19 protein-coding genes are annotated in these 21,533 nt (G+C 60.9%); 5 read left to right on the top strand and 14 right to left on the bottom strand.

All coding sequences use genetic code 11. The features are described from left to right. Nucleotides 1-136: 136 nt before the first annotated feature. From P3T17_RS04150 to P3T17_RS04125, 6 genes are all read right to left on the bottom strand, one after another. Complete coding sequence (locus P3T17_RS04150; protein ID WP_429287039.1) at nt 137-619, bottom strand: DinB family protein; 483 nt, start codon at nt 617-619, stop codon at nt 137-139. 50 nt (nt 620-669) lie between these two features. Further along, nucleotides 670-1,692: a DedA family protein/thiosulfate sulfurtransferase GlpE gene (locus P3T17_RS04145; RefSeq protein ID WP_429287040.1), complete on the bottom strand. Its 1,023-nt coding sequence runs from the start codon at nt 1,690-1,692 to the stop codon at nt 670-672. Nucleotides 1,693-1,836: 144 nt separating this feature from the next. Next, the gene (locus tag P3T17_RS04140) at nt 1,837-2,964 is read right to left on the bottom strand and encodes a DUF2827 domain-containing protein (RefSeq protein ID WP_429404854.1); all 1,128 of its coding nucleotides are present in this window, start codon (nt 2,962-2,964) and stop codon (nt 1,837-1,839) included. A gap of 17 nt (nt 2,965-2,981) precedes the next feature. Next, nucleotides 2,982-4,136, bottom strand: coding sequence for a DUF2827 domain-containing protein (locus tag P3T17_RS04135; RefSeq protein ID WP_429404852.1), 1,155 nt, complete (start codon nt 4,134-4,136; stop codon nt 2,982-2,984). Further along, a complete protein-coding gene (locus tag P3T17_RS04130) occupies nt 4,133-5,314 on the bottom strand; it encodes a DUF2827 domain-containing protein (protein WP_429405504.1) in 1,182 nt (393 codons plus the stop codon). The genes P3T17_RS04135 and P3T17_RS04130 overlap by 4 nt, the downstream gene beginning before the upstream one ends. 114 nt (nt 5,315-5,428) lie before the next feature. After that, a complete protein-coding gene (locus P3T17_RS04125; protein ID WP_429404850.1) occupies nt 5,429-10,507 on the bottom strand; it encodes a YadA-like family protein in 5,079 nt (1,692 codons plus the stop codon). Nucleotides 10,508-11,407: 900 nt separating this feature from the next. Between P3T17_RS04125 and P3T17_RS04120 the strand changes: the two genes are divergently transcribed. Next, nucleotides 11,408-12,241 carry an EAL domain-containing protein gene (locus tag P3T17_RS04120; RefSeq protein ID WP_074264436.1) on the top strand — a complete coding sequence of 278 codons (834 nt, stop codon included), beginning with the start codon at nt 11,408-11,410 and terminating at the stop codon, nt 12,239-12,241. A gap of 40 nt (nt 12,242-12,281) precedes the next feature. On the opposite strand, the gene P3T17_RS04115 is transcribed toward P3T17_RS04120, so the two are convergent. The 4 genes from P3T17_RS04115 to P3T17_RS04100 form a co-directional block, all read right to left on the bottom strand. Next, a complete protein-coding gene (locus P3T17_RS04115) occupies nt 12,282-13,616 on the bottom strand; it encodes a DUF3443 family protein (RefSeq protein WP_429404848.1) in 1,335 nt (444 codons plus the stop codon). Then, a complete protein-coding gene (locus P3T17_RS04110; RefSeq protein ID WP_429404846.1) occupies nt 13,613-14,083 on the bottom strand; it encodes a DUF2844 domain-containing protein in 471 nt (156 codons plus the stop codon). Before P3T17_RS04110 ends, P3T17_RS04115 begins: the two co-directional genes overlap by 4 nt. 240 nt (nt 14,084-14,323) lie before the next feature. Beyond that, on the bottom strand, nt 14,324-14,641 hold the full coding sequence (locus P3T17_RS04105) for a chaperone modulator CbpM (protein WP_074264434.1): 318 nt from the start codon (nt 14,639-14,641) through the stop codon (nt 14,324-14,326). Between the two features lie 9 nt (nt 14,642-14,650). After that, nucleotides 14,651-15,631, bottom strand: coding sequence for a DnaJ C-terminal domain-containing protein (locus P3T17_RS04100; protein WP_429404844.1), 981 nt, complete (start codon nt 15,629-15,631; stop codon nt 14,651-14,653). 181 nt (nt 15,632-15,812) lie between these two features. On the opposite strand from P3T17_RS04100, the gene P3T17_RS04095 reads away from it, so the two are divergent. From P3T17_RS04095 to P3T17_RS04080, 4 genes are all read left to right on the top strand, one after another. Beyond that, entirely contained in the window at nt 15,813-16,001 is a 189-nt protein-coding gene (locus P3T17_RS04095) for a hypothetical protein (RefSeq protein WP_429405502.1), read from the top strand. 314 nt (nt 16,002-16,315) lie between these two features. Beyond that, the gene (locus P3T17_RS04090; protein ID WP_074264431.1) at nt 16,316-16,537 is read left to right on the top strand and encodes a hypothetical protein; all 222 of its coding nucleotides are present in this window, start codon (nt 16,316-16,318) and stop codon (nt 16,535-16,537) included. 243 nt (nt 16,538-16,780) lie between these two features. Then, nucleotides 16,781-17,053, top strand: coding sequence for a hypothetical protein (locus P3T17_RS04085; protein ID WP_429287046.1), 273 nt, complete (start codon nt 16,781-16,783; stop codon nt 17,051-17,053). Between the two features lie 67 nt (nt 17,054-17,120). Continuing rightward, nucleotides 17,121-17,453, top strand: coding sequence for a DUF4148 domain-containing protein (locus tag P3T17_RS04080; RefSeq protein ID WP_429404842.1), 333 nt, complete (start codon nt 17,121-17,123; stop codon nt 17,451-17,453). A gap of 213 nt (nt 17,454-17,666) precedes the next feature. On the opposite strand, the gene P3T17_RS04075 is transcribed toward P3T17_RS04080, so the two are convergent. The 4 genes from P3T17_RS04075 to P3T17_RS04060 all read right to left on the bottom strand — a co-directional run bounded on the left by P3T17_RS04075 (nt 17,667) and on the right by P3T17_RS04060 (nt 21,492). Continuing rightward, nucleotides 17,667-18,056, bottom strand: coding sequence for a type II toxin-antitoxin system death-on-curing family toxin (locus tag P3T17_RS04075; protein WP_074264428.1), 390 nt, complete (start codon nt 18,054-18,056; stop codon nt 17,667-17,669). Next, complete coding sequence (locus P3T17_RS04070) at nt 18,053-18,364, bottom strand: hypothetical protein (protein WP_143787502.1); 312 nt, start codon at nt 18,362-18,364, stop codon at nt 18,053-18,055. Before P3T17_RS04070 ends, P3T17_RS04075 begins: the two co-directional genes overlap by 4 nt. A gap of 138 nt (nt 18,365-18,502) precedes the next feature. Beyond that, nucleotides 18,503-20,224: a SpoVR family protein gene (locus tag P3T17_RS04065; protein ID WP_074264426.1), complete on the bottom strand. Its 1,722-nt coding sequence runs from the start codon at nt 20,222-20,224 to the stop codon at nt 18,503-18,505. Next, nucleotides 20,221-21,492, bottom strand: a complete 1,272-nt coding sequence (locus P3T17_RS04060) for a YeaH/YhbH family protein (RefSeq protein WP_074264425.1) — start codon at nt 21,490-21,492, stop codon at nt 20,221-20,223. The genes P3T17_RS04065 and P3T17_RS04060 overlap by 4 nt, the downstream gene beginning before the upstream one ends. Nucleotides 21,493-21,533 lie beyond the last annotated feature (41 nt).

Raw genomic sequence — 21,533 nt, 5'->3', positions numbered from 1 at the left:
GACTGCTGCCGTGATGATGGTGCGACCGGAATGGAACGTTACGTGGGCTCATGTACGAGATAGTGACACACGTGTCGCGGTTTGGGAAAGCCCGAGTTGCGCCGACGCTGTCGTCCGGCGCGTCGGACGGTCTGGCTTAGCGTTCCAGATACTCGCGCAGGATTGCGCTCATGCGCCAGCGATGGTCCCGGTCGTGATCGGCGAGCTGCTCGGCCAGACGGTAGACGCCGACCTCATGACCATCAGTGCGAACCCCGACCCGCTCGAACGACGCGAGCTCGGTGGCTCGCAACTGCTCAATGAGTTTGTGACGCAACGCATTGAATTCCTGGATCGCCTGGTCGCCGTCGCGTGAATGGTAGCCGCGCTCGACCGGCCAGCCGCTGACGTCCATGGGCAGGAGAGTCGGCCGGTCTTCGTTCAGCACGCGCTCGATACGCGGTCCATACAGATCGCTTTCGCAATCTTTCAGATGCCACAGATGCTCGATCAGCGGCGAATTATCCTCGGCAGGCATGCGTACCAGCAGCTCACGCGACATGCCGGCAAACGCCTTTTCCAGAAATACCGGCATCTCGGCAAGCTGATTGAGCAGATGGAGGTGTTGCGTACTGGACATGGGGGCCCCGGAAATCGTTATGTTGTGTGTAGCGCGCCGGCACAGGCGCATCACTTCGTCATGCGTGCCCTTACTGTGTATTCGCTGTCGAGCACCGGATCGAACTCGCCATTCTCGTCGCGCGGCGCATGAAAATCCGCCGACAGCGGCTCGACCGGATAACCGCGGCGCTCCCAGGCATCGAGACCGCCCTTGAGCGCCTGGACATGGTGAATGTTCTTTCGACGCAGCTGCGCGACGATCCGCTTCGCCGTGGCTTCATTCGGGCAGACACAATACACCACGATCGGACGCCCGCGCAGTTTCTCATCGAGTTGCTCTGGCGAATCGAGATCGAGGGCACGCGCGCCCGGTATCCGATACGCTTCCTTCGCCCGCACTTCCGGAGGCCGCGCATCGAAGATAAGCGGTGGCGCGCTTGACTTCATCAGTTCGTCAAGCTGCTCGGGGCTGATGCGAATCTCCGCCAGCCAACGACGAAACTGAAACCGACGCACCCAGCGATAGCCGACAAACAGCACGGCCACCACGGCGAAAACGTCGAACACCGTGGCGCCGTTCTGGCGCACGAGCTGCACGCCTTGCGCGATCCAGTCGTGCAGCGCCGCGCCGCCGACCAGCCAGACACCCGCCCATAACGCCGCGCCCACGATGTCCCAGAACAGGAAAACACGCGCATCGATGCTGGTGGTGCCGAGCAACGGTGCGGCGATCAGGCCGATACCGGGGATGAATTTAGCCAACGCGAGAATCGGCGCGCCGTGGCGCTCCAGGATGTTGCGCGCAAGTCGCACTGCGGCGTCGAACGACAGTGAAAAGCGCACCAGCGAGTTCAGCATCCGTCTGCCACGCAAGCGGCCAGTGGTGAACCACAGGACGTCCGCCAGCACGGTGGCACATACGGCGGCGAAAAACACGCTGGAGTAGGACACTTCGCCGACGGCAGCCATGGTGCCCGCGAGAATCAGCATAGGCGCGGCCGGCACCGGCGCGCCGAGTTGCGTGATCAGCACACTCATGAAAACCACCCACGCGCACAGCGCAGGGGGAATAGCGGTCGGAAGATGCCACACGGTACGGCTCCTGCGGAAAGCGAACGCCCTGAAGAGTGCCGGGAGTGCCAGGCACAGGCGTTTGATATCCGATTCTAATCAAAATCGGCTAACCGCATCGTGCAAGTGCACAAGCCTTTGAGGCGCTAATGGCGCCTCAAAGGCTTAGCGGACCGGCCGCGCCAGCAGATCGTCAAGCAACGCGCCGTACGTCGCCACCAGTTGCCGGTCGTCTGGCAGATAGCGCGCAATCAGGCCGCGCTGCTGTTCGCGGTACCAGGATGCGTGCGCGTCGTGTGTCTCGATCGCCTCCACCACCCGGCGCGCGCCTTCGTCGGCATCGTTGCCTTCGTAGTAGTACCCAAGGTCGCGGCATAGCGAGGCGTTGTGGATCAGCGGGTAACCCTGCCAGCACACTTCAAGGTAAAAGTAGTTCAGCGGATTTTCGAGCTGATGGGAAATGACGATATCGGTGTTTTCGGCCAGAAACACCGGGGTGTCGTGCCGGCCGAGGAATACCGCCTTGTGATCGCGGACGATATCGAGCTGATTCATGAGGGCGATGAAATCGAGGCTTTCCCGCGCGATCTGCTCGGCATTCGTCACCTGCAGCAAGGCGATCCGCTCAGGACACCTGCGATAGGCGAGCTCGGCAATCAACGCCGGGTACAGGCAGAACTTCACTACGTTGATGTTCGGCTCCATCACACTCAGGCGCCGCGCGCCGTCGTGCGGCTGGTACTGACCTGCGTGCAGCAGACCTTCGACGCGCTCATCCAGAAACATCGGACTCCAGACAAACGGCACGACCCGGCCGGACTGCCGGCGCAATACCTCGAAATATGACCGGCTGATATTCGCGACCTGCGGAATGATCCAGATGTCGTCGTAGCGCTGATTGACGAACAGCGTGTCGCCCCACGCCGGCTTGCGGAACAACACCGACTCCATCGCGTGAACATATTCGAAGCCGCAGCAGTACGATACGAGCCGCACGTTGCGCTGCTTCAGGTATTCGGTTTGCGCGGCGTCGATCTGGCCGCCGAGTTCGATCAGCACATCGAGATCGTCTTTCGCCGCCTCGAACGATAGCGTGGGATAGCGGACCTGATCCCACGGCAGCGCAGCGGTAATGGCGACCGCTGTGGTGTTCACGAGCACCACCCGCGCGACCTGCGGACAATGCCGTAGCGCCTCGGCAAGAAACGCTGCATTCTGCTTGATGCCGTTATTCCACAGCGTCTCCGCCTCGTGGTGCAAGCCAATCGTGATGCCAATGCGCAGAGTGCTCATGATGGGATACCCAGATCCTAAGCGGGCGCATAAAGCGCGGCAAGCGCATTGCTGTACGTGCGCACATTGTCGTCGTTCTCGGGATCCAACCCGCGCAGGAACGCGTTTGCTGTCTGGCGGTAAGCACTGAGATGGGTATCGTGCTCGGCGAACGCCCGCTGCAAGGCGTGCCCGCCTTCCAAGCAGTCAAAGTCGTGATAGCGGTATCCGCACTCGCCGATCAGATGCGAATTGTGAATCAGTGGATAGCCGCCATACAGTGCCTCGTAGTAGACATAGTTCTGTGCATTTTCCCAGTGATGACTGACCACTACGTCGACATCGCCCGCCACTACCCGGCAAAACGGAAAGCGCCCCTCGAACGAAGTCAAACCGTGCTTCACGATGTCGAGGCTACGCGCGAAGCCATTGAAACTCACGTGCTCCTTCAGATGGAACGTGTTGTACGCCCACACATGTTCGAGCATGTCAGGATTGGAGCGATGCGCCGCCTCGCAGGACAGCAGCGGCACGAAGCTTGTTTTCACCATGCAGATGTTGGGCTCGAAGATGCCCGCGCGCCAGCGCCGCCGTCCTAGCCGATAACCGAAGCTGAGACCCTCAGGCAGGCGCGCCGCTTCGCGCTCGAGCACTAGCGGGCTCCACAGATGCGGCATCACGCGCACCGGACAGCGAAACGTACTGGCGTAATATGGCACACAGGTGTTCTCGTACTCGGGCAGCGTCCAGACCTCGTGATACGGCGCAGCTGAAATCAGGAGACCGTGCGGCTGATCGAAGATCATGCGCTCGATGTCGATCACATAGTCGTTGCCCACCCGCATCGAGACGATCTTGCCGCCGCGTTCGCGGAACGCCACCACCCATTCGCGCGCCAGTTGCGCACTCATCTCGATCATCACGTCGAGCGTCGTGGCGGCCTCGTTCATGTCGATGAGCGGCACGGGCGAATCGGCGAGAAAATTCTTCGCATCCTCGGGGCGCCCATCGCCACCACCCGCCACAAGGTATGTCGCGTCCACCAACGGCGAGCGCATCAATAGCATCACGAGAAAAATGCAGTTCTGGTAAATGCCGTTTTCCCAGACCGACTGCTCGCCCTTGCGTACGAAGATCGACACGCCGACCCGCAGCTTGCGCGGCAACCCAATTTGAACGGGTTCGAGATTCATGAGCGGCTCGCGTGAGGGGCAAACGCCGTGTCGCGGCACAGATGCAGCAGTCGGGCGGCGTACGCGTCGAGGTTGTGCTGGCTGAACGGATTAACGCTTGCGAATACACGCTGCGAGCGGGCCCGGTAATCGTCGAGACTCTCCGCGTGGTCAACCGCGGCGCGCTGCAACTGCGCCGCGCCCTCGCGCGCATCGAAGCCGCGATAGTAGTACCCCGCGTCCTTGAGCCACGGCGAGTTGTGCACCAGCGGATAATCGCCGTAGAGCGCGTCGAGGTAGCTGTAATTCTGTTCGTTCTGCCATTGATGCGACACGATGGCATCGGCATGCTGCACCATGAAGCCGACAATATCGTGCCGGCCGTGAAAGGTAGCCTTATGCTGGCGCACGAGATCCAGCGAGTTGGCGAAATACAGCATGGTGGGATGATCTTTCAGGTGCAAGGTGTTGAGCACATGCATCGCCTCAACCGTTTTGGCATCCGCGCGATAAGCCTCGTCGCAAATCAACATTGGAATGCTCGACGTCTTCACCACCGAAATGTTCGGTTCGAAAATTGCCACGCGCAGGCCGCGGCGTTTGGCGCCATCCGCTTCGATGGCTGCCGGTTCATTGGGCATCGTCTCGCGAGCTGCGAAGCCATAGCGCATGCCGAGCGCCTCGACTTCACGCATTCGCTGCCGAACAAACTGAGGATGCCAGATGAACGGCGCCTCGTGCACATCGCAACGATGCAGGAGACGCATCATCGGAGCAAATGCGCTGTCTTTCGGCAGGTGCCAGACCTCGTCGCAACGATCGGGACGCGGTGCATGAGTGGGTTTCGTAAAGATGGCGGGCTCGGCAACGCCGACATAAGGCTGGCCGCAGCAGTAGAAGACCACCTTCTTGCCGCGCGCACGCATCAGGTCGAGCCATTCGATATCGAGCGCCCCGCCCATTTCGACGATCACATCCACCTCGTCGCTGGCCTCGTGCGCCCTCATCAGGCGCAGATTGCGTGCTGCCAGGTCCACCTGCGATGGCATCACCCCCTGGTCGCCGACATCGATCAGCACTACCGATTGCACGAACGGCAAGCGCTGAAACAGCTCCGCCAGAAAGATGACGTTCTGCCCCAGGCCGTTCTGCCAGATGTTCTGACCGGTATGGGTAATGACGGAGATGCCGATGCGCATAGTCACATTTAACACATGTTGAAACGGACCCTCACCGTGGGCGAGGATCCGTTGATTCGCTCACCGTGCCGGCGGCGCCCTGGAGAGGCCGGCGCGTCAACGCCGCCGTACGCATTACCAGGAATATCCAACACCGGCGTTGACCAGCACGTGAGCGCCATCCGTTGCGCTGGCTCCCACCTTGACGATGGTGTTTTGCGTAAGCCGCGCACTGGCGCCGATGGCGATGGCACTGTATCCCGCATAGTTGCCCACCCCTGCGGCGACCTGGAAGGTCTTGCCCTGTTCCACCTGAGGCAAACCGGCCAGCGCACCCGCCATGGCGACGCCCGAATACGCTGCACGCGCCGTGTCGTTGATATTCTGCTGAACGCCTTGCAGTTGTGCAACGTTTACCGCATCGGTCGGATTGACGCCCGGCGCCACGTTGGTGATGGTCCGCTCATTGCCTGGCGAGCCCACCGATACCGAGTTCGCCTCGCTCGCCACCGAGCCCGCGCCGATCGCCACCGAATTCGGCGCTGACGCTACTGCGTTGGCGCCCACTGCGGACGAACCGGAGCCGGTTGCCTGGGACCCCGAACCCACCGCAACGCTGTTGTTCGAGCTCGCCGTCGAATTGCCGCCGATGGCAACCGACTCCGTACCTGTGGCGCTTGCTGCGCTGCCCGTCGAATTCACGGCGACATACTTGGAATTCGACGACGACCCTCCTGTTGTCGTGCCTTGCGAGATCTGCGTGACCTGGCCGCCCAGCGTGCCGATTTGCGTTTCGAGTGCGAACAACTGGCTGCCGTTGACCGCGTCGGTGCTGGTCGCGGTAATCGCCCCTGCTGCGATATTGGTCAACGCAACCGTAGAGTTTGCACCGACACCGCCGAGCGTCACGCTCGTATGCGAAGCGTTGTCGTACAGCACGGCATCGCTTGCTACCGAGGCCACTGCCTGCAACTGGCTTACGTTCACCGCATCGGTCGGCGCGGTGCCGGCGGCGACGCCGGAGAGCTGGCGTGCGCCCGCGGTGCCCGTGAAGTCGACGCTGGTACCACCCGTGTTGGCGCCTACCGTGATGGCGCCGTTGCCCGGCGCGCCGCCTACCTGCTGCACGAGGCCCACGGTGCCGTTCTGGATGCCGGTCGAAAGCGCGGTGACGCTGCTGGTGGTGGTGGTGAGGCCGGTAGACAACGACGCGACGTTACTGTTGGTTGTGTTCAGGCCCGTCGACAGCGAAGCAACATTGCTGTTGGTCGTGTTGAGGCCTGTAGACAGGGACGCTACGTTGCTATTGGTCGTGTTCAACCCCGTCGACAGCGAGGCAACGTTGCTGTTTGTCGTAGTGAGTCCGGTAGACAACGACGCGACATTGCTGTTCGTCGTGGTCAGGCCAGTGGACAAGGACACAACGCCGCTCTGTGCCGTGCTCACGCCCGTCGACAGCGAAGTGATGCTCGTCGCGGTCGAGGTGGAGAGCGAACTCAACTGACCATAGTTCACCGCGTCGGTCGGGTTCACGCCGGCGGCAACGTTGGTCAGCGTCACCGGCGTGGTCGAACCGACACCGCCCAACGTGACCTTGGTGTGGCTTGCATCGTCGTACTGGACCGAGTTTGCTACGCCTGTCGACAGCGAGGCTACGTTGCTGTTGGTGGTGGACAGACCCGTCGACAGGGAGTTGATGCCGGTCGAGGTTGAGGTCGAGAGGCTCGCTACGGCACTGTTAGTTGTACTGAGGCCGGTGGACAGCGAGGTGATGCCGGTTGAAGTCGAGCTCGACAGGCTGGCCACGTTGCTGTTCGTCGTGCTGATGCCGGTGGACAACGAGCTCAGACCGGTCGAAGTCGAAGTGGAAAGAACCGCGACCGTGCTGTTGGTGGTGCTCAGCCCCGTGGACAGCGAACCGACACCCGTCGACAACGATGCAACATTGCTGTTAGTGGTGGACAGGCCCGTCGACAGCGAGGTCACACCACTTTGTGCCGTGCTGATGCCCGTCGAAGTCGAAGTCGACAGCGAAGCCACGCTGCTGTTGGTCGTGCTCAGGCCGGTGGACAGCGAGGTCACACCACTTTGCGCCGTGCTGATGCCTGTCGAGGTCGAAGTCGACAGCGACGCCACGCTGCTGTTGGTCGTGCTCAGGCCGGTGGACAGCGAGGTCACACCACTTTGCGCCGTGCTGATGCCCGTCGAGGTCGAAGTCGACAGCGACGCCACGTTACTGTTGGTCGTGCTCAAACCTGTCGACAGGGAACCCACGCTACTGGTCGTCGAACTCAGCCCGGTCGACAACGAAGCCACGTTGCTGTTGGTCGTGCTCAAACCCGTCGACAGCGAACCCACGCCACTTTGCGCTGTGCTGATGCCGGTCGAAGTCGAGGTCGATAGCGAAGCCACATTGCTGTTCGTCGTGCTCAAACCCGTGGACAGAGAAGTCACACCACTTTGCGCGGTGCTGATGCCCGTCGAAGTCGAGGTCGACAGCGAAGCCACATTGCTGTTCGTCGTGCTCAAACCCGTGGACAACGAACTCACCGTGCTCCCCACCGAATTCACCTGGCTCGCTACCGAGTAAAGTTCGCTCCCGTTCACCGCGTCGGTACTGGTTGCCGTAATCCGCCCCGCCGCGACGTTCGTGATCTGCCGCTCCGCACCGGATGCGCCGACGCTCACGACGCTGGTGGGCGTCGCGCCAGCAAAACCGCTGAAGGTCGTCGATCCGACCGTCGCGCTGCTGGTGGGGTTCGCGGCGGACGTCACCGAACCGTAGCCCAGTGCGACATCGCCGGGATTATGAGCCACGGCAGCCGGTCCTATTGCAACGCTATTCGTCCCAAGTGCCTGCGAGTCCGCCAGCGTCGAATTGGCGTGGAAATACTTGATGCCCTGGCTGTCGAGATTGCTCAGCGCTGCACCGACGTTGTTGACCGTGCTGGTCGTACCGTTCGCGTTGTACGTCGTGTACGCGGGCGGGCTGACCGCACCGGTCGACGGGTTATAGGTGGCTCCGCCGCCCAACGCCGACGCCGTGCTGGTACCCAGGGCGTTGACGTTGGTCTGGACGGTGCTCACCCCAGTCGACAAGCTGGCGATGCCGCTGTTCGCAGTCGCGAGCCCGGTCGAGGTCGAAGTCGACAATGCCGTCACGTTGCTGGTCGTCGTGCTCAAACCGGTCGAGAGCGAGCCCACGCTGCTGGTCGTCGAACTCAGTCCCGTCGACAACGAAGCCACGTTGCTGTTGGTCGTGCTCAAACCTGTCGACAGCGAACCTACGCCGCTTTGCGCGGTGCTGATGCCCGTCGACGTCGAAGTCGACAGTGCCGTCACACTGCTGTTGGTCGTGCTCAACCCGGTCGACAAAGAGGCCACACCGCTTTGCGCCGTGCTAATCCCTGTGGAAGCCGAGGTCGACAAGGTGGTCACATTGCTGTTCGTCGTGCTCAATCCCGTCGACAGACTGGCGTCGCGGCTCACCGCCGTGCTCAGCCCCGTTGAGGTCGAAGTCGACAGCGCCGTCACATTGCTGTTGGTAGTGCTCAACCCGGTCGACAAAGAGGCCACACCGCTTTGCGCCGTGCTGATCCCCGTGGAAGCCGAGGTCGACAAGGTAGTTACATTGCTGTTCGTAGTGCTTAACCCGGTCGACAGCGAATTCACCCCGCTTTGCGCCGTGCTGATCCCCGTCGACGTCGAAGTGGATAACGAAGCGAGACTGCTCGCCGCCGTGCTCAAACCGGTCGATGTCGAGGTCGACAAACGGGTGATACTGCTCGCCGTGGTACTCATGCCAGTGCTCAACTGCGACACCGTGACCGCATCTTGCGGCGCGGAGCCGTCGGCTACATTCGTGATCCGGCGCAATGCGCTGGCGCTGCCCACCGATACCTCGGAAAGAGGCGCTGCAGTACCCGTCAGATAACCCGTGCCAGTCGGCGCGGCCGTCCCGGTCACGCTGCCTGCGCCGATCGCCACGCTGTTCGCGTAGCTGGCGCTGCTGCCCGTGCCGAGCGCAAGCGACCCGTTGCCAGCGGCGATCGAGTTGTAGCCGATCGCCGACGACGACGTCCCGCTTGAGGTCGCGCCGTCGCCGATCGCAGTTGAATTGTTGCTGCCTGCAGTGGCATACGTCCCGATCGCCGTAGCGCCCGTACCGGTTGCAGTCGATGTCGTGCCGATTGCGGTCGCACTCGCGGCGCTCGCCGTAGCGAATGTGCCGAGCGCCGTGGCCGCCACGCCCGATGCCGTCGCCGCATCGCCGAATGCTGAGGCCTGCGAAGCATTGGCAACCGTACCATTGCCGCCGATGGCGGCAGAGAACGTCGCCGTCGCGCTCGCGCCATTACCGATCGCCACCGCCTGCTGCGCTGCACGGGCACTGTAGCCAACCGCGGTCGCCTGGGTTGCCGAGCCCACCGCGCTCTGCCCCAACGCCACGGAAGATGCACCCGCCGCGGTCGCCGACTGTCCCAGGGCAACCCCGCTTGCAGCCGAACTCGTCGCGGCATAGCCGATCGCCACACCGCCCGCCGCCGTCGTCCCCGTGACCGACTGGCCGCCGATAGCAATGGAGTTCTGCCCCTGTGACACGGCCGGCGCTGTAGCGTTGGCGCCGATCGCGACCGATCCCACGCCCGAAGCCGTAGTAAAGCTGCCCGCCGCGGTGGCGTAGCTAGCCGATGATGTGGCGCCTACCCCGAATGCCGTTGCGTTCGCCGCGGTGGCGGACGTGCCGTTATTGCCAATCGCGAGCGTGTTGATCCCGCTGGCGGTGGTCTGGCCGCCGACCGCGGTCGAGTCCTGGCCAGAAGCCGTTGCCTGGGTACCGAGCGCCAACGCATCTCCGAGGTTGGCGTTGGGGTTCGAGGCGTAGGCATTTGAGCCAATCGCAATCGTCGATGCGCCGTTACCGGTCGCCGTGGCGCCCTTGCCCAACGCAATACTTCCGTAAGTTCCCGAACTGGTCGAGGCAGCCGACGCACCCGGCCCTATCGCCACCTGACCCGCGCCCGAGGCGTTGCCCCCGCCAGCCTGGTACTGCGCATGCACGGCGCTGACTCCCAGGCCGGTAGTCAGCAAGACGGCAGTGACAGCTTTCGCAATACCCGATTTATTCGGCTTGCCGCGCGCGGATGAGATTTCCGATGCCGCCACCCACGCACCGAGTGCCTCATTCCAGATACTTCTGTATGACCTGTTCATTTTCGAAACTCTCTCTCAGGTAACGCGCGACACCAACCGGACGCCCTGATATTCAGCAGACAAATTATCCGGACTCAAAGATCAAATCCCGACGCGCATAAAATTGGGATGAGCGGATTCTATGAGCTTCGGTATTGGACGATTGACAAGCAATGCAAATTCAAGCGGCGACATTTGTTAAAAATCGTCAACTCGATACGAGGAAGCTAATCTTCCTATCTTTTAAATCCAAAGGACCGGGAAATGTCAGCAAGCATCGCGCTAGTTTTGAGACATGCGAACACAATGGAACAGATCGACCCAAAGCTCCACTACATAGGGCTCTCAGCCAGCCAAATCCTAGAAATATGAATTAGCCAGACTATTAACGATGCGCACCGAGAGGAACTAAAGTTCAGGCAGAAGGAACGACATCTACAGCCAATTCATTCGGCCATATTCGATAATTATCATATCAATACGACTCAGATCTCAGCAAAAATTATCACCACGACCAGATTAAAAATGAGATAGCACGAACGCGAAAACCAATTCCCTATCTCACAAATCAGACCAGACACCGTTATGTCTTTTCTGCATTTCTCCATATTTTCACCATTTAATCCCCATGATTTAACATCATTTAAAACTTAAGCGTCTCCAGCTGTCGATTCTTGACAGTTTTCCGAAACAACCGGCTTTATGCTTGAGTCCATCAAAGCGCCGCCGCGCCCAGGCGATGTGCCGGACATGCAGTTCGCAGCGCGCGAATCTGGTTATTGCACTCTGTGTCGAACCGCTCCTTGCCGGTCAATTAACCGACACACGGGCGAGGCATTCGCCTAAGCTCTGCAGGAAGTAGCCCATACAACCCTTGAGGGCCGATTCGAGCTTGCCGCTCACTTTAGAAAGGAATGCCCTGTGGACCGCGTCGGAAGTGCCGCGTTATCCCTGTCGGGCCACGGCGCCGCGAACGAAGCGGCGCCCTCCGGCTCCGACGAAAAACTTGCGCAACGGATTCGCCGAGGCCTGCGGGCGGGCGAGTTCGGCGTTGCGTTCCAGCCGGTTGTGCACGCGCAGAGCCTCAAGCTGCTCAATGTCGAATGCCTGCTGCGCTGGCAGCATCCCGAGTATGGCCTGCTCCTGCCCGAATGCTTCGTGTCGGCCTTCGAAGACAGGGACACCGCGCGCGAGGTCAGCGAATTCATGCTGGAATCGGTGTGCCTGCAACTGGCCGAGATGCGACGGACCGGCCAGGCGTTGCCGGCGGCCGCCATCAATATCCAGCCGTCGCAATTGCTCGATGCAACGCTGGGCAGCACAGTGCGCGCGACAACCCAGCGTCACGGCATCGATCCCACACTCCTCGAGTTCGAACTGGTTGCTACCGAAGACGCGTCGACACTCTTGTCCACGCAGGAATTCACACGCTCGTTGCGGCAACTCGGCGTACGCCTCGCGCTCAACGACTTTGGTTCGGGTTATTCGCCGCTCGCCATGCTGGGCACGGTGCAGATCGACACGGTCAAACTGGCACGCGGATTTCTGACCCGCGTGCCGGCATCGCCGCGTGACTGTGTGGTGATGACCGGTTTGCTCGACATGCTCGACAAGCTCGAGATGCGGGTGGTCGTAGAAGGCGTGGAAAGCGAGGCTCAGCTACGCTGGCTCAGACAGCGTCCGAAGGTCTACGTGCAGGGCTATCACGTGGCGCGCCCACAAGCCAGGCTCGCGGATGCGCTCGCGATGAATTGAGCGGCGCGCGTGAAGCAACGCCGCACGCCAGCCAGTTCGGTCAGCTCGATGTGAAGGCGACGTACGGACCCGTGCCGCCACCGGCCGACGCCGTGCCCGTGATCCCATAGTAGACGTGACGTCCGTAGAAGAACGGCATGCCCATGTCGAACACGCTGGTCATGGAAGCGGCCATGTCGTTGAATGCATAGTTCCCCGTAGCAAATAGCGTGTTCGCATTCGCCACGTTGAAATCGACGGTCGCGGTCACGAGATTGGTCCCGGCTATAGAGACGGAACGCGACAGTGTCGTGCTCGGGATGTAGTACTTGAGCGCGCTGCTGCCAATGCTGGAGTCCTGGAAAAACAGGACGCTCGATCCCGAGTCGAAGAAGGCGTTGCTGGTATAGGTGACGCCGTTGTACGTCGCGGTAAAGTCTCCGGACAGATCGGTGCCCAGCACGGTCGCGCCGGCTCCCGCCAGCGTGTTGTTGGCCTGCGTGTCGATCCCGAAGACCAGCGTGCCGGTGGACGACACCGCCCCCGTCGAACCGACTGCAGGCATCTCCAGCACCACGCCGTTGTTATCGGCCGCGAAGAACTGCACCGGATTGCCCACCTGTTGCGCGAGCGGCTCGTTGGCCACGCCGCAGCTCGTGCCGCTGCAGGCGTAGTAGGTGCCCGCAGGGCTATTGCTCACGCATTGGCCGCCACAGTCCTGCGGGGCCACACCTACGCCGAGAATGCCGTTCGCCCCCAGATCCGTGGGTTGGGCGAGAACCGGCTGCTGCTGGCAAGCGCTCGGCGCGCTAGCCGCCAGCGTCGAATCGGACACCACCTGAATGGGCACGTTCTGGGCCACTTCGCCGGACATCTTGAGGTCGACGTTGCGCACGGTGCCCCATGTATAGCCGCTGCCGAACAACGCGCACTCGGCGATGGTGGCACCCGTCGACGTCTGCGTCTGCGCGTTCAGCGTGTTGAGGGTGCTCGACGGAATCGCCGACGCAAACAGACGCAAGCCGAACGATTCGGTGTCCACCAGCACGTTATCGATCGTCGAGCAGTTAGCGGTCGCGCCGGTGCCCGCCGTGCAGATCGTGACGCTGGCGAGCGGAGAATTCGCCCGATTGAACTGCGTGAACGAAACCACCACGGGAACCGTATTGGCAGCCGTGCTCGCAGTCGGCGTCGCGGTCGGTGTTGCCGAGCTGACGGTGTTCGTCGTGGCCGTCGTACTCGTCGCGGGGGTGGTCGTCGTTGAATTGCTGGTCGTATTGCCGGTCGCCGAAGTCGACGACGAGCCGCCGCCACCGCCGCCGCAGGCGGCAAGGCCAGCCAGAAGCGCCGCGACGAACGCGCGGGCCATGATTTGCTTCATGTTTGTCGTGTTCATTGCAGGTCGTCTGGACTGGTGCCTTGTGGGAGTGCTGCAGGCAGATAGGCCCGGCCCGTGAAATTGCCCATATGTCCGCCGGATTGCACCATCAAGCCGGGCGCCTGCACGGTGGCGGGTCCATGGCCTCCGCCTTGAGCCGCGCGCGCGGCGCTCGCGCCCTGCAGATAGGTTGGAAAGTAGCTGCCGAGCAGGCTGTTGAGCGGCGCCATCTGCGGTCCATGCCAGACGACAGCGAATACGGTGCCGGTTTGTCCGATGTATTCGCGCACGACCGTCCCGCTGGTCAGCGTGGTTTCGTTGACGGTATAAGGCACCGCTGCCGAGCTGACGTGCTGGACCAGCCGGGTCGCCTGGCCCGAACTGCTGGCCGGCCAGGTGGGTGCGCTGCCGAGTTCGGCGTGTGCGGGTATGCCGGCGGCGAGCGCCGTCATGGCGGCTACCGCGCAAAGCACGCTGGTTTTCATTGGTTCCCCCGTATTTATTCGTCGCGCGAAGGAGCGTGAATTGACATTCACGACATCACACAGGGGCAATTATTGTGGGGAGAGCGGGATTTTGATTCGCGGAAAAGAGCCGGAGATAGGGCCCTTTTGCGAGTTTGTCCGGCGAGCCGCGATGCCTTGTCCGTGGCGGCTCAGCGGGGTAATTGTCAAATCCGCGCCGGTGGCGCGCGACAGTATGGCGTCGATGGACGAACGCCGGCTTTAGCCGCTACGGGTGCGCCTTGGATGCGCCCGCAACGAATCGATTTCGTCGAGCAGATCGAGCACGAGCGCGATGCCTGGCGGATTGATCTCGAGATCGTGCGCGAGGCGGTGGGCGGTGCGCACGCGGCGCAATGCCGTGCCGCTAAAGCGCCACTCTTCGGGGCGCGCGCCTTGCGGCTCGAACGCACCTTCTGCGACCCACAGCGTCACCTCGTCTTGCGAGGCACCGCTCACGCGGCACAACTCGACGAGCGTGAACTCCATCTCTTCATTCACAATCTGACCTTCCAGATAGGTCGTCACGGACTCTTTCATGATGAGCGATCATCCATAAAAATGCGCGCGAGGGTCGAAATTGAAAGCCTGCCGCATCACGTCATAGGCGGCTGCGGCACGTTCGGTATCGGCCGGCGGCAAGACGATGTTCAGGACCACGTACAGATCGCCGGGCTGGCTCCCAGGAATGCCTTTGCCCTTGAGCCGCAAGCGCCGTCCTCCTTGCGAGCCCTTGGGCACCGTCATTTCGACGGAGCCGTCGGGCGTCGGCACGGTGATCTGCGCGCCAAGCGCCGCTTCCCAGGGCGCGACCGGCAAATCGAGCGAGACGTCGCGGCCATCGACGCGAAACCGCGGATGTTCACGAAACGCGATCTCAAGGTACAGGTCGCCCGGCGGACCGCCGCCTATCCCGGGACTGCCCTGCCCGGCAAGCCGCAAATGCTGTCCGGCACGAATGCCCTTGGGAATGGTGACATTCAGCGTGCGCGACTCCAGCGTGACATGCCCCTGCGGATCGACCCCCGGCATCTGCAGCGTGATGCCGCGCTGCGCCCCGTGGTAAGCCTCTTCGAGATCGATCAGTATCTTCGCATGGTGATCCTGGCCGCCCATCGCGGCCGCCGCCCCCTGCCGCTGATGCGCACCGCGCGCGCGGCCAAACATGGCTTCGAAGAAGTCGTCGAGATTGGCTTCGCCGCCCGCCTGATATCCGGCTTCGTCGCCCGCATAACCGCCCGCCTGACTGCCCGCCCCGCGGAACTCGAATCCCTCGTCCCAGTTCGGCGGCGGCTGGAATTCCTGGCCGTTCTGCCACTCGCTGCCCATCCGGTCATAGGCCGCCCGTTTCTCTGGATCCTTGAGCACCTCATACGCCTCGCCGACTTCCTTGAAGCGCTCCTCGCCGTCTGCCTGTTTGCTGACGTCCGGATGATATTTGCGGGCGAGCTTGCGGTAGGCACGCTTGATCTCGTCCTGGGTCGCGCTGCGCTCCACCTCCAGGGTGGCGTAATAGTCCTTGTATTTCATCTGGATAACAGCCCCTTGAAAGTGAGGACGGCTCTGCGTTCAACTGCGGCTGATTTATTACTCTATACGACTCAGGGGAAACGTGTCTGTACCACCCCTGTTTCGGTTCGATCCGCAGCGAATCCTGGAGGCAGGACCGGGCTTTGCTACTCCTTGAGTATCTACACTCGAGGAGCCGATGATGAGCGAAACCAAAGAGCGCAAGCAGCCGAAAGAGACTAAAGAGCCGGATCTCAAGCATCCGCAACCCGCCAGTCACAGCGACAACGAGAAGAGCAAATTGCCAGAGCGCGATGATGAGTCGCGGAAACAGTCACCGGCCGACCACCCTGGCAAGAAGCCAGGCGAAGGCGAGCCTTCGGTGAGTTGAACGGTCGGTTGGGCTTTGTCGTTTCACGTTGACGTTGGTGTTCTGTCTGCAAGGACCGGCAAAGCGCACGTTAAGGAAAGGGAACGCGTGAGCGCGGGCGCGGTGGCCTGCGCTGCGCGGGTTCCGCAGTCTGGACTCTCGCAGTGCTTCGTACTGCTGATTCAACCCGCCTCACTGATGCTCGTGACATAAGCGACATAAGCGGTTTTTCTTCGAAGCTGCGCCGTGATTTGCAAACGCGTATTTGTCGTTTGTCGACACCCGCGACGCTGGCTAGCATCGAGGCTCCACAGTCAGATCAGAGGAGTGTTGCCATGTCCGAGCGTGCCTCGTTCAAGCCGCGGGTCATCGAGCCCGTGGCTATCAATCAGCCCGATGGACTTGGTCTGGCAGTCGAATTGTGGCTGGCGCATCCGGTTGACGGGATCGCTGGTCGTGCCGTTCAGATTCATCTGCGCGGCGACGCGCGCATGGCGCAGGCCGAAGCCTTGCGCGATCTGCTTCATCAATTGGGAACGAACATCGTCGTAGCGTAACGAACAGGGCGCTGAGCGCCGCGCCCCTCGCCTCACCTTCATCCTGCCTCGCCGTCCCTCGCTCCGCCTTGTCTGGCGGGCTGCACGGGATTATCGGCCGATTCAAAACAGTCATTTCGAGCTATCGATACAAAGATTCGATAGTCGGGGTATACACTGCCTCCATCGACGTTGCAGACACAGCTCACCGCCCCGGTCGCGACGCCATCCTGAACTGAAATTAAACGTTAATGGAGTCCCATCATGAAGACCAAGATCATTGCTGCTCTGCTGGTTGCTGCTTCCGCTACCCTCGCTGCCCCCGCATTTGCGAGCGGCTACGGGCCGGCACCGTTCTACCGTCCGACTGTTGGCGCACCTGCTTCGCAACAAGGCCAAAGCGCGCAAACCGTTGCAGCTGAACGTGCCAACGCGAATGACAACAGCTCGTACGGCGGCGTCGCTGAACAAACTTCGCAATCGGGTTCGCGTGAACCGTCGACCGGCGCACGTTCGGTGTTCTTCAGCCATCACTAAGATGGCCGTACCGGTTTAAAGAACGTGCTACAGGCAGTCCATAAATAAATTTCGGAGGTAACACATCATGAAGTCCCTTATTCAAGCTGTTGCTATCGCTGCTGTTCTCGCTACCCCGGTGGCATCGTTTGCGCAATCGTACAGCCAGCCCGTGACGCGAGCACAAGTGCGTGCGGAACTGGTGCAGATCGAGCAGGCAGGCTATTCGCCGGCCCGTGGCCGCGACCCGTACTATCCGGAAGACGTCCAGGCCGCTGAAGCAAAGGTCGCCGCTCAAAATGGTACGGCGCAGGCTGAAACGACGAGTTATGGTCCGAGCGCAAGCGGTACGTCGCAGTCGGGTCAACGCGCTGAGCTAACGGTTAGCCCGTACTCGCCGCCGGTCTACGTTGCGCATTAATCGGGCGGTTGCATGAGATAGAGCCGGGTTGCACCGGCTCACGAATATGAAACAGGCCAGCGTCTGGCGTCCATGTGGGCCTGTTTGCAAAATCATTTCCCCGGACTCCTCCGCTGCCAAATGTCTGGTAGCTTGGCCCAGTGCTTGCGCTGGGCTTTTTTCATGTTCCAGCGCGATCCCGCAAGAATGAGCACGGATGACGCAGAGCTCGCACTATTCGGACCCCGGTTGCGGGACGCGAACCGCCAGAGTTGAAAAGATGTTGGCCAGATCCAGGTAATTCAGCCGGCCCTCGGCGACGTCAACCATGATCTCTTCGAGAGCGGGCGTCCGTTCAACTGAGAACCCTTCTAGAAACAGGTAAACCAGCGCAGACACGAGCGCCGTCCGCTTATTGGCATCGGAGAATGTATGCCCCCTCGCGATCGCTTCGGCGTACAGACCCGCAATCTCGAAAATGTCGTGAAGGCCCTCGTAATGTCGCCGAGATTCTATCCGGCCGAGCGCGCCTTCCAACGCGCCACGATTAGATCCGTGGATACCTGGTTCGTTGCCCAGGATGTAGTCGTGAATCAGCCCAACCAACTCCGGGTCGAGCGTCATCGATTGGCGAGCGCCTGAATCACCTCACGGTGCTGCTCGTATACCTTTTCAACGGCGAGCAATACCGCTTTGCGGCCTTCCACAGTATCCGTCGTTACCGTCACTGTCGGTTCTTGCGTCCGTGCTCGTGCTTTCACTTCGACACCATGGATATTCCCAGTCTTGCCTTTCGGGGTCATGTGGGTTCTCCATTCGATTTGGTTTTGTAAAAAATCTTCGTTCAGGTTTAGCGCTAATTTTACACGCAAGTTTGGGGATTTCCGCAGATCTACAAGCCCCCTTGTTTCGAGACCGCCGAAGTCGGCCAATACACCTCATGCCAGGCGAATCTCTTCCCCAGAGGGTGCGCTAACGCGTTAGGTGCTGCCGGCAGCATGCGCCAATAAAAAGCCAGCCCGAAGGCTGGCTTTTGAACAACGCTCGCATCGGCGAAGCGCCCGCGACAATCAGAGCCTGACTGCCGGCGGCACATACCGGCACTCATAGCGCTTCCTCACCGTACCGTTTTCGTCGACGCTTTCCAGATACACGTCGAACTGCCACAGCCGCGCCATATGCTTGAGCACCTCATCACTGTCGCCAGACAGATGCCGGTTGTCGCTCATGAAATGCCGCAACGTGAGACTGCGGTCGCCGCGTGTATTGACCGACCAGACCTGAATATTCGGCTCGCGGTGATGCATATCGTACTGTCGCGACAGCGCCTGGCGCACATACTGATAGCCGCTGTCATCGTGGATCGCCGAAACTTCCAGCGCGTCGCGCATATCGTCGTCCAGCACAGAGAAGAGCCGCATTTCGCGGATCAGATGCGGTGACAGATACTGCGCCACAAAGCTCTCGTCCTTGAAGTTACGCATCGCGTAGTGCAGCGCCGGCAGCCAGGGGCTTCCGGCCAGTTCCGGGAACCAGCGCCGATCCTCTTCGGTCGGGTTTTCGCAGATGCGGCGAATATCGCTCATCATCGAAAAGCCCAGCGCATACGGATTAATGCCGCTGTAATACGGCTTCGTGACCGGCGGCTGATAGACGACGTTGCTGTGCGAATGGAGGAACTCCATCATGAAGCCGTCTTCCAGCTTGCCCTGGTTGTACAGCGTGTTGAGCAGCGTGTAATGCCAGAACGTCGCCCAGCCTTCATTCATTACCTGCGTCTGACGCTGCGGGTAGAAATACTGGCCGATCTTGCGCACGATGCGAATGACCTCGCGCTCCCACGGCTCGAGTAACGGTGCATTTTTCTCCGCGAAATACAGCAGATTTTCCTGCGGCTCGGGCGGATAGCGGTCGTCGGTTTCCTCCGGCTCCGGCGTCTGCCTGTTCGGCAGCGTGCGCCACAGCTCGTTTACCTGCGACTGCAGATACGCTTCGCGTTCGCGCCGCGCCGCCGATTCCTTCTGCAACGACAGCTTTTGCGGCCGCTTATACCGGTCCACGCCGTAATTTTGCAGCGCATGGCAGGAGTCGAGCAGTTCCTCCACCCGGTCCATGCCGAACCGCTCCTCGCATTCCGCAATGTAATTCTTCGCGTAAACGAGGTAATCGATGATCGCGTGCGCATCTGTCCACAGCTTGAACAGATAGTTGCCCTTGAAGAACGAGTTATGTCCGTAGGCCGCGTGCGCGATGACGAGAGCCTGCATCGTCATCGTGTTCTCTTCCATCAGATACGCGATGCAGGGGTTTGAATTGATGACGATTTCGTAAGCCAGCCCCATCTGTCCGCGACGGTAGCTTTTTTCGGTGGACAAGAAGTGTTTGCCGAACGACCAGTGCCGGTAGTTCACCGGCATGCCGACGGATGCGTACGCATCCATCATCTGTTCAGCGCTGATGAGTTCGAGCTGGATCGGGTACACGTCCAGCTCATATTGCTCTGCAACACGGGCAATATGGGTGTCGTATTCCTCGATCAGTTCGAAGGTCCAGTCGGACGGGCACGGCAGAGGCCGTCTATCGGCTACGTTCATACGGACTTCCCTTTGCCCCTCTGAGGGCGTTCCGGTGTGTCCCCGTGCAGTTACAGCGTTGTCCAGACCCGCTCCCGCATCAGCAGCCTGCGTTTCGGCCACTGTGGCATCGGCATGCCCGGACTTCTGCTTCGGCACGCCTTTTTTGCGCGCCGGCGGATCGCCGGGCGCCTCATTCCGCAGATGTTTGGTGCTCATGAAGACGCCACCTGCTTTTCAAACAACTCCCGGAAAACAGGGTAGATGTCGGCGGCCGTTTCGACCTTCTTCATCGCCATATGCGGCTGCGACAGCGCGAGTTGCGCATATTCGAGCCACAGGTTCTGCTCTTCGGGCGTTACCTGAATATACGCAAAATAGCGCACCTTCTCGAGAATGTCATCTGAAAGGATCTTACGACACTTGGGCGAATCGTCGGTCCAGTTGTCGCCGTCGGACGCCTGCGCGCCGTAAATGTTCCATTCAGTAGGCGAATAACGCTCCTCCTGGACCTTCTTCATCAGCTCGAGCGCGCTCGATACCACCGTGCCGCCGCTTTCCGTCGAGTGGAAGAACGTATCTTCATCGACCTCTTCGGCACGCGTGTGGTGGCGAATGAACACCACTTCGATGCGTTCGTAATTGCGCTTGAGAAACAGGTACAGCAGGATGAAGAAGCGCTTCGCAAGATCCTTGCGTTGCTCGTCCATTGAACCGGACACATCCATCAGGCAGAACATCACGGCCTGACTCGATGGTTGCGGCTGCTTCACGCGGTTCACGTAACGCAGATCGAACGGGTCGATAAAGGGGATGCGCCAGATGCGTCCACGCAGATGATGGATTTCCTCTTCGAGCGCCTTGATGTCGTCGCGGCGATCTTCGGGGTCAGCCTTCATCTCTTCGAGTTGCCGCTCCATCTCGTGCAACTCGTTGACGAGCGGTGCGCCCAGCGCGATGCGCCGGCCGAGCGCGCTGCGCAGCGAACGGACCACGTCGATGTTGTTAGGCGTGCCTTCCGCCGCCCAGCCTGCGCGAATGCTCTTCCAGGTAGGGACCGCCAGCAGATGGGTCTTGACGAGACGCGGCAGTTCGAGATCGTCGAAGAAGTACTGCATGAATTCTTCGCGGCTCAGTTCGAACACGAAGTCGTCCTGACCATCGCCTTCGTTGCTGGCCTGATTGCCGCCGCCACCGCCGCCACCACCCTGGGGACGTGGAATCTTGTCGCCGCGGATATAGTCGGCGTTACCTGGATGCACCATTTCACGCTTGCCGCCGGGGCCATGCCGGAACGACGGTTCGGCAATGTCCTTGCGTGGAATCGTAATGCTCTGGGTGTTCTGGATATCCTTGATACTGCGGTCGCGCACCGCTTCCGAGACGGCACGACGGATATAGCCTTTGACGCGACGCAAGAAGCGCTCGCGGTTTGCAATACTCTTGTTCTTGCCAGCTAACCTGCGGTCGATGATTTGATGAAGCACATCCGGTCTCCCGCTATTTCATTTCGGGTGCGCGAGACGCA

Origin of the sequence: Paraburkholderia sp. GAS82, from assembly GCF_050436285.1 — a bacterium.
Taxonomy (GTDB): domain Bacteria; phylum Pseudomonadota; class Gammaproteobacteria; order Burkholderiales; family Burkholderiaceae; genus Paraburkholderia; species Paraburkholderia phenazinium_B.
Note: the sequence above shows the minus strand (reverse complement) of the source record. Positions and strands in the feature narration are given on the sequence as shown.

Coding starts and splice junctions, on each gene's coding strand:
- P3T17_RS04150 (WP_429287039.1), bottom strand. CDS start 619: ATGTCCAGTACGCAACACCTCCATCTGCTCAATCAGCTTGCCGAGATG.
- P3T17_RS04140 (WP_429404854.1), bottom strand. CDS start 2,964: ATGAGCACTCTGCGCATTGGCATCACGATTGGCTTGCACCACGAGGCG.
- P3T17_RS04135 (WP_429404852.1), bottom strand. CDS start 4,136: ATGAATCTCGAACCCGTTCAAATTGGGTTGCCGCGCAAGCTGCGGGTC.
- P3T17_RS04130 (WP_429405504.1), bottom strand. CDS start 5,314: ATGCGCATCGGCATCTCCGTCATTACCCATACCGGTCAGAACATCTGG.
- P3T17_RS04125 (WP_429404850.1), bottom strand. CDS start 10,507: ATGAACAGGTCATACAGAAGTATCTGGAATGAGGCACTCGGTGCGTGG.
- P3T17_RS04115 (WP_429404848.1), bottom strand. CDS start 13,616: ATGAACACGACAAACATGAAGCAAATCATGGCCCGCGCGTTCGTCGCG.
- P3T17_RS04110 (WP_429404846.1), bottom strand. CDS start 14,083: ATGAAAACCAGCGTGCTTTGCGCGGTAGCCGCCATGACGGCGCTCGCC.
- P3T17_RS04105 (WP_074264434.1), bottom strand. CDS start 14,641: ATGAAAGAGTCCGTGACGACCTATCTGGAAGGTCAGATTGTGAATGAA.
- P3T17_RS04100 (WP_429404844.1), bottom strand. CDS start 15,631: ATGAAATACAAGGACTATTACGCCACCCTGGAGGTGGAGCGCAGCGCG.
- P3T17_RS04095 (WP_429405502.1), top strand. CDS start 15,813: ATGAGCGAAACCAAAGAGCGCAAGCAGCCGAAAGAGACTAAAGAGCCG.
- P3T17_RS04090 (WP_074264431.1), top strand. CDS start 16,316: ATGTCCGAGCGTGCCTCGTTCAAGCCGCGGGTCATCGAGCCCGTGGCT.
- P3T17_RS04085 (WP_429287046.1), top strand. CDS start 16,781: ATGAAGACCAAGATCATTGCTGCTCTGCTGGTTGCTGCTTCCGCTACC.
- P3T17_RS04080 (WP_429404842.1), top strand. CDS start 17,121: ATGAAGTCCCTTATTCAAGCTGTTGCTATCGCTGCTGTTCTCGCTACC.
- P3T17_RS04075 (WP_074264428.1), bottom strand. CDS start 18,056: ATGACGCTCGACCCGGAGTTGGTTGGGCTGATTCACGACTACATCCTG.
- P3T17_RS04065 (WP_074264426.1), bottom strand. CDS start 20,224: ATGAGCACCAAACATCTGCGGAATGAGGCGCCCGGCGATCCGCCGGCG.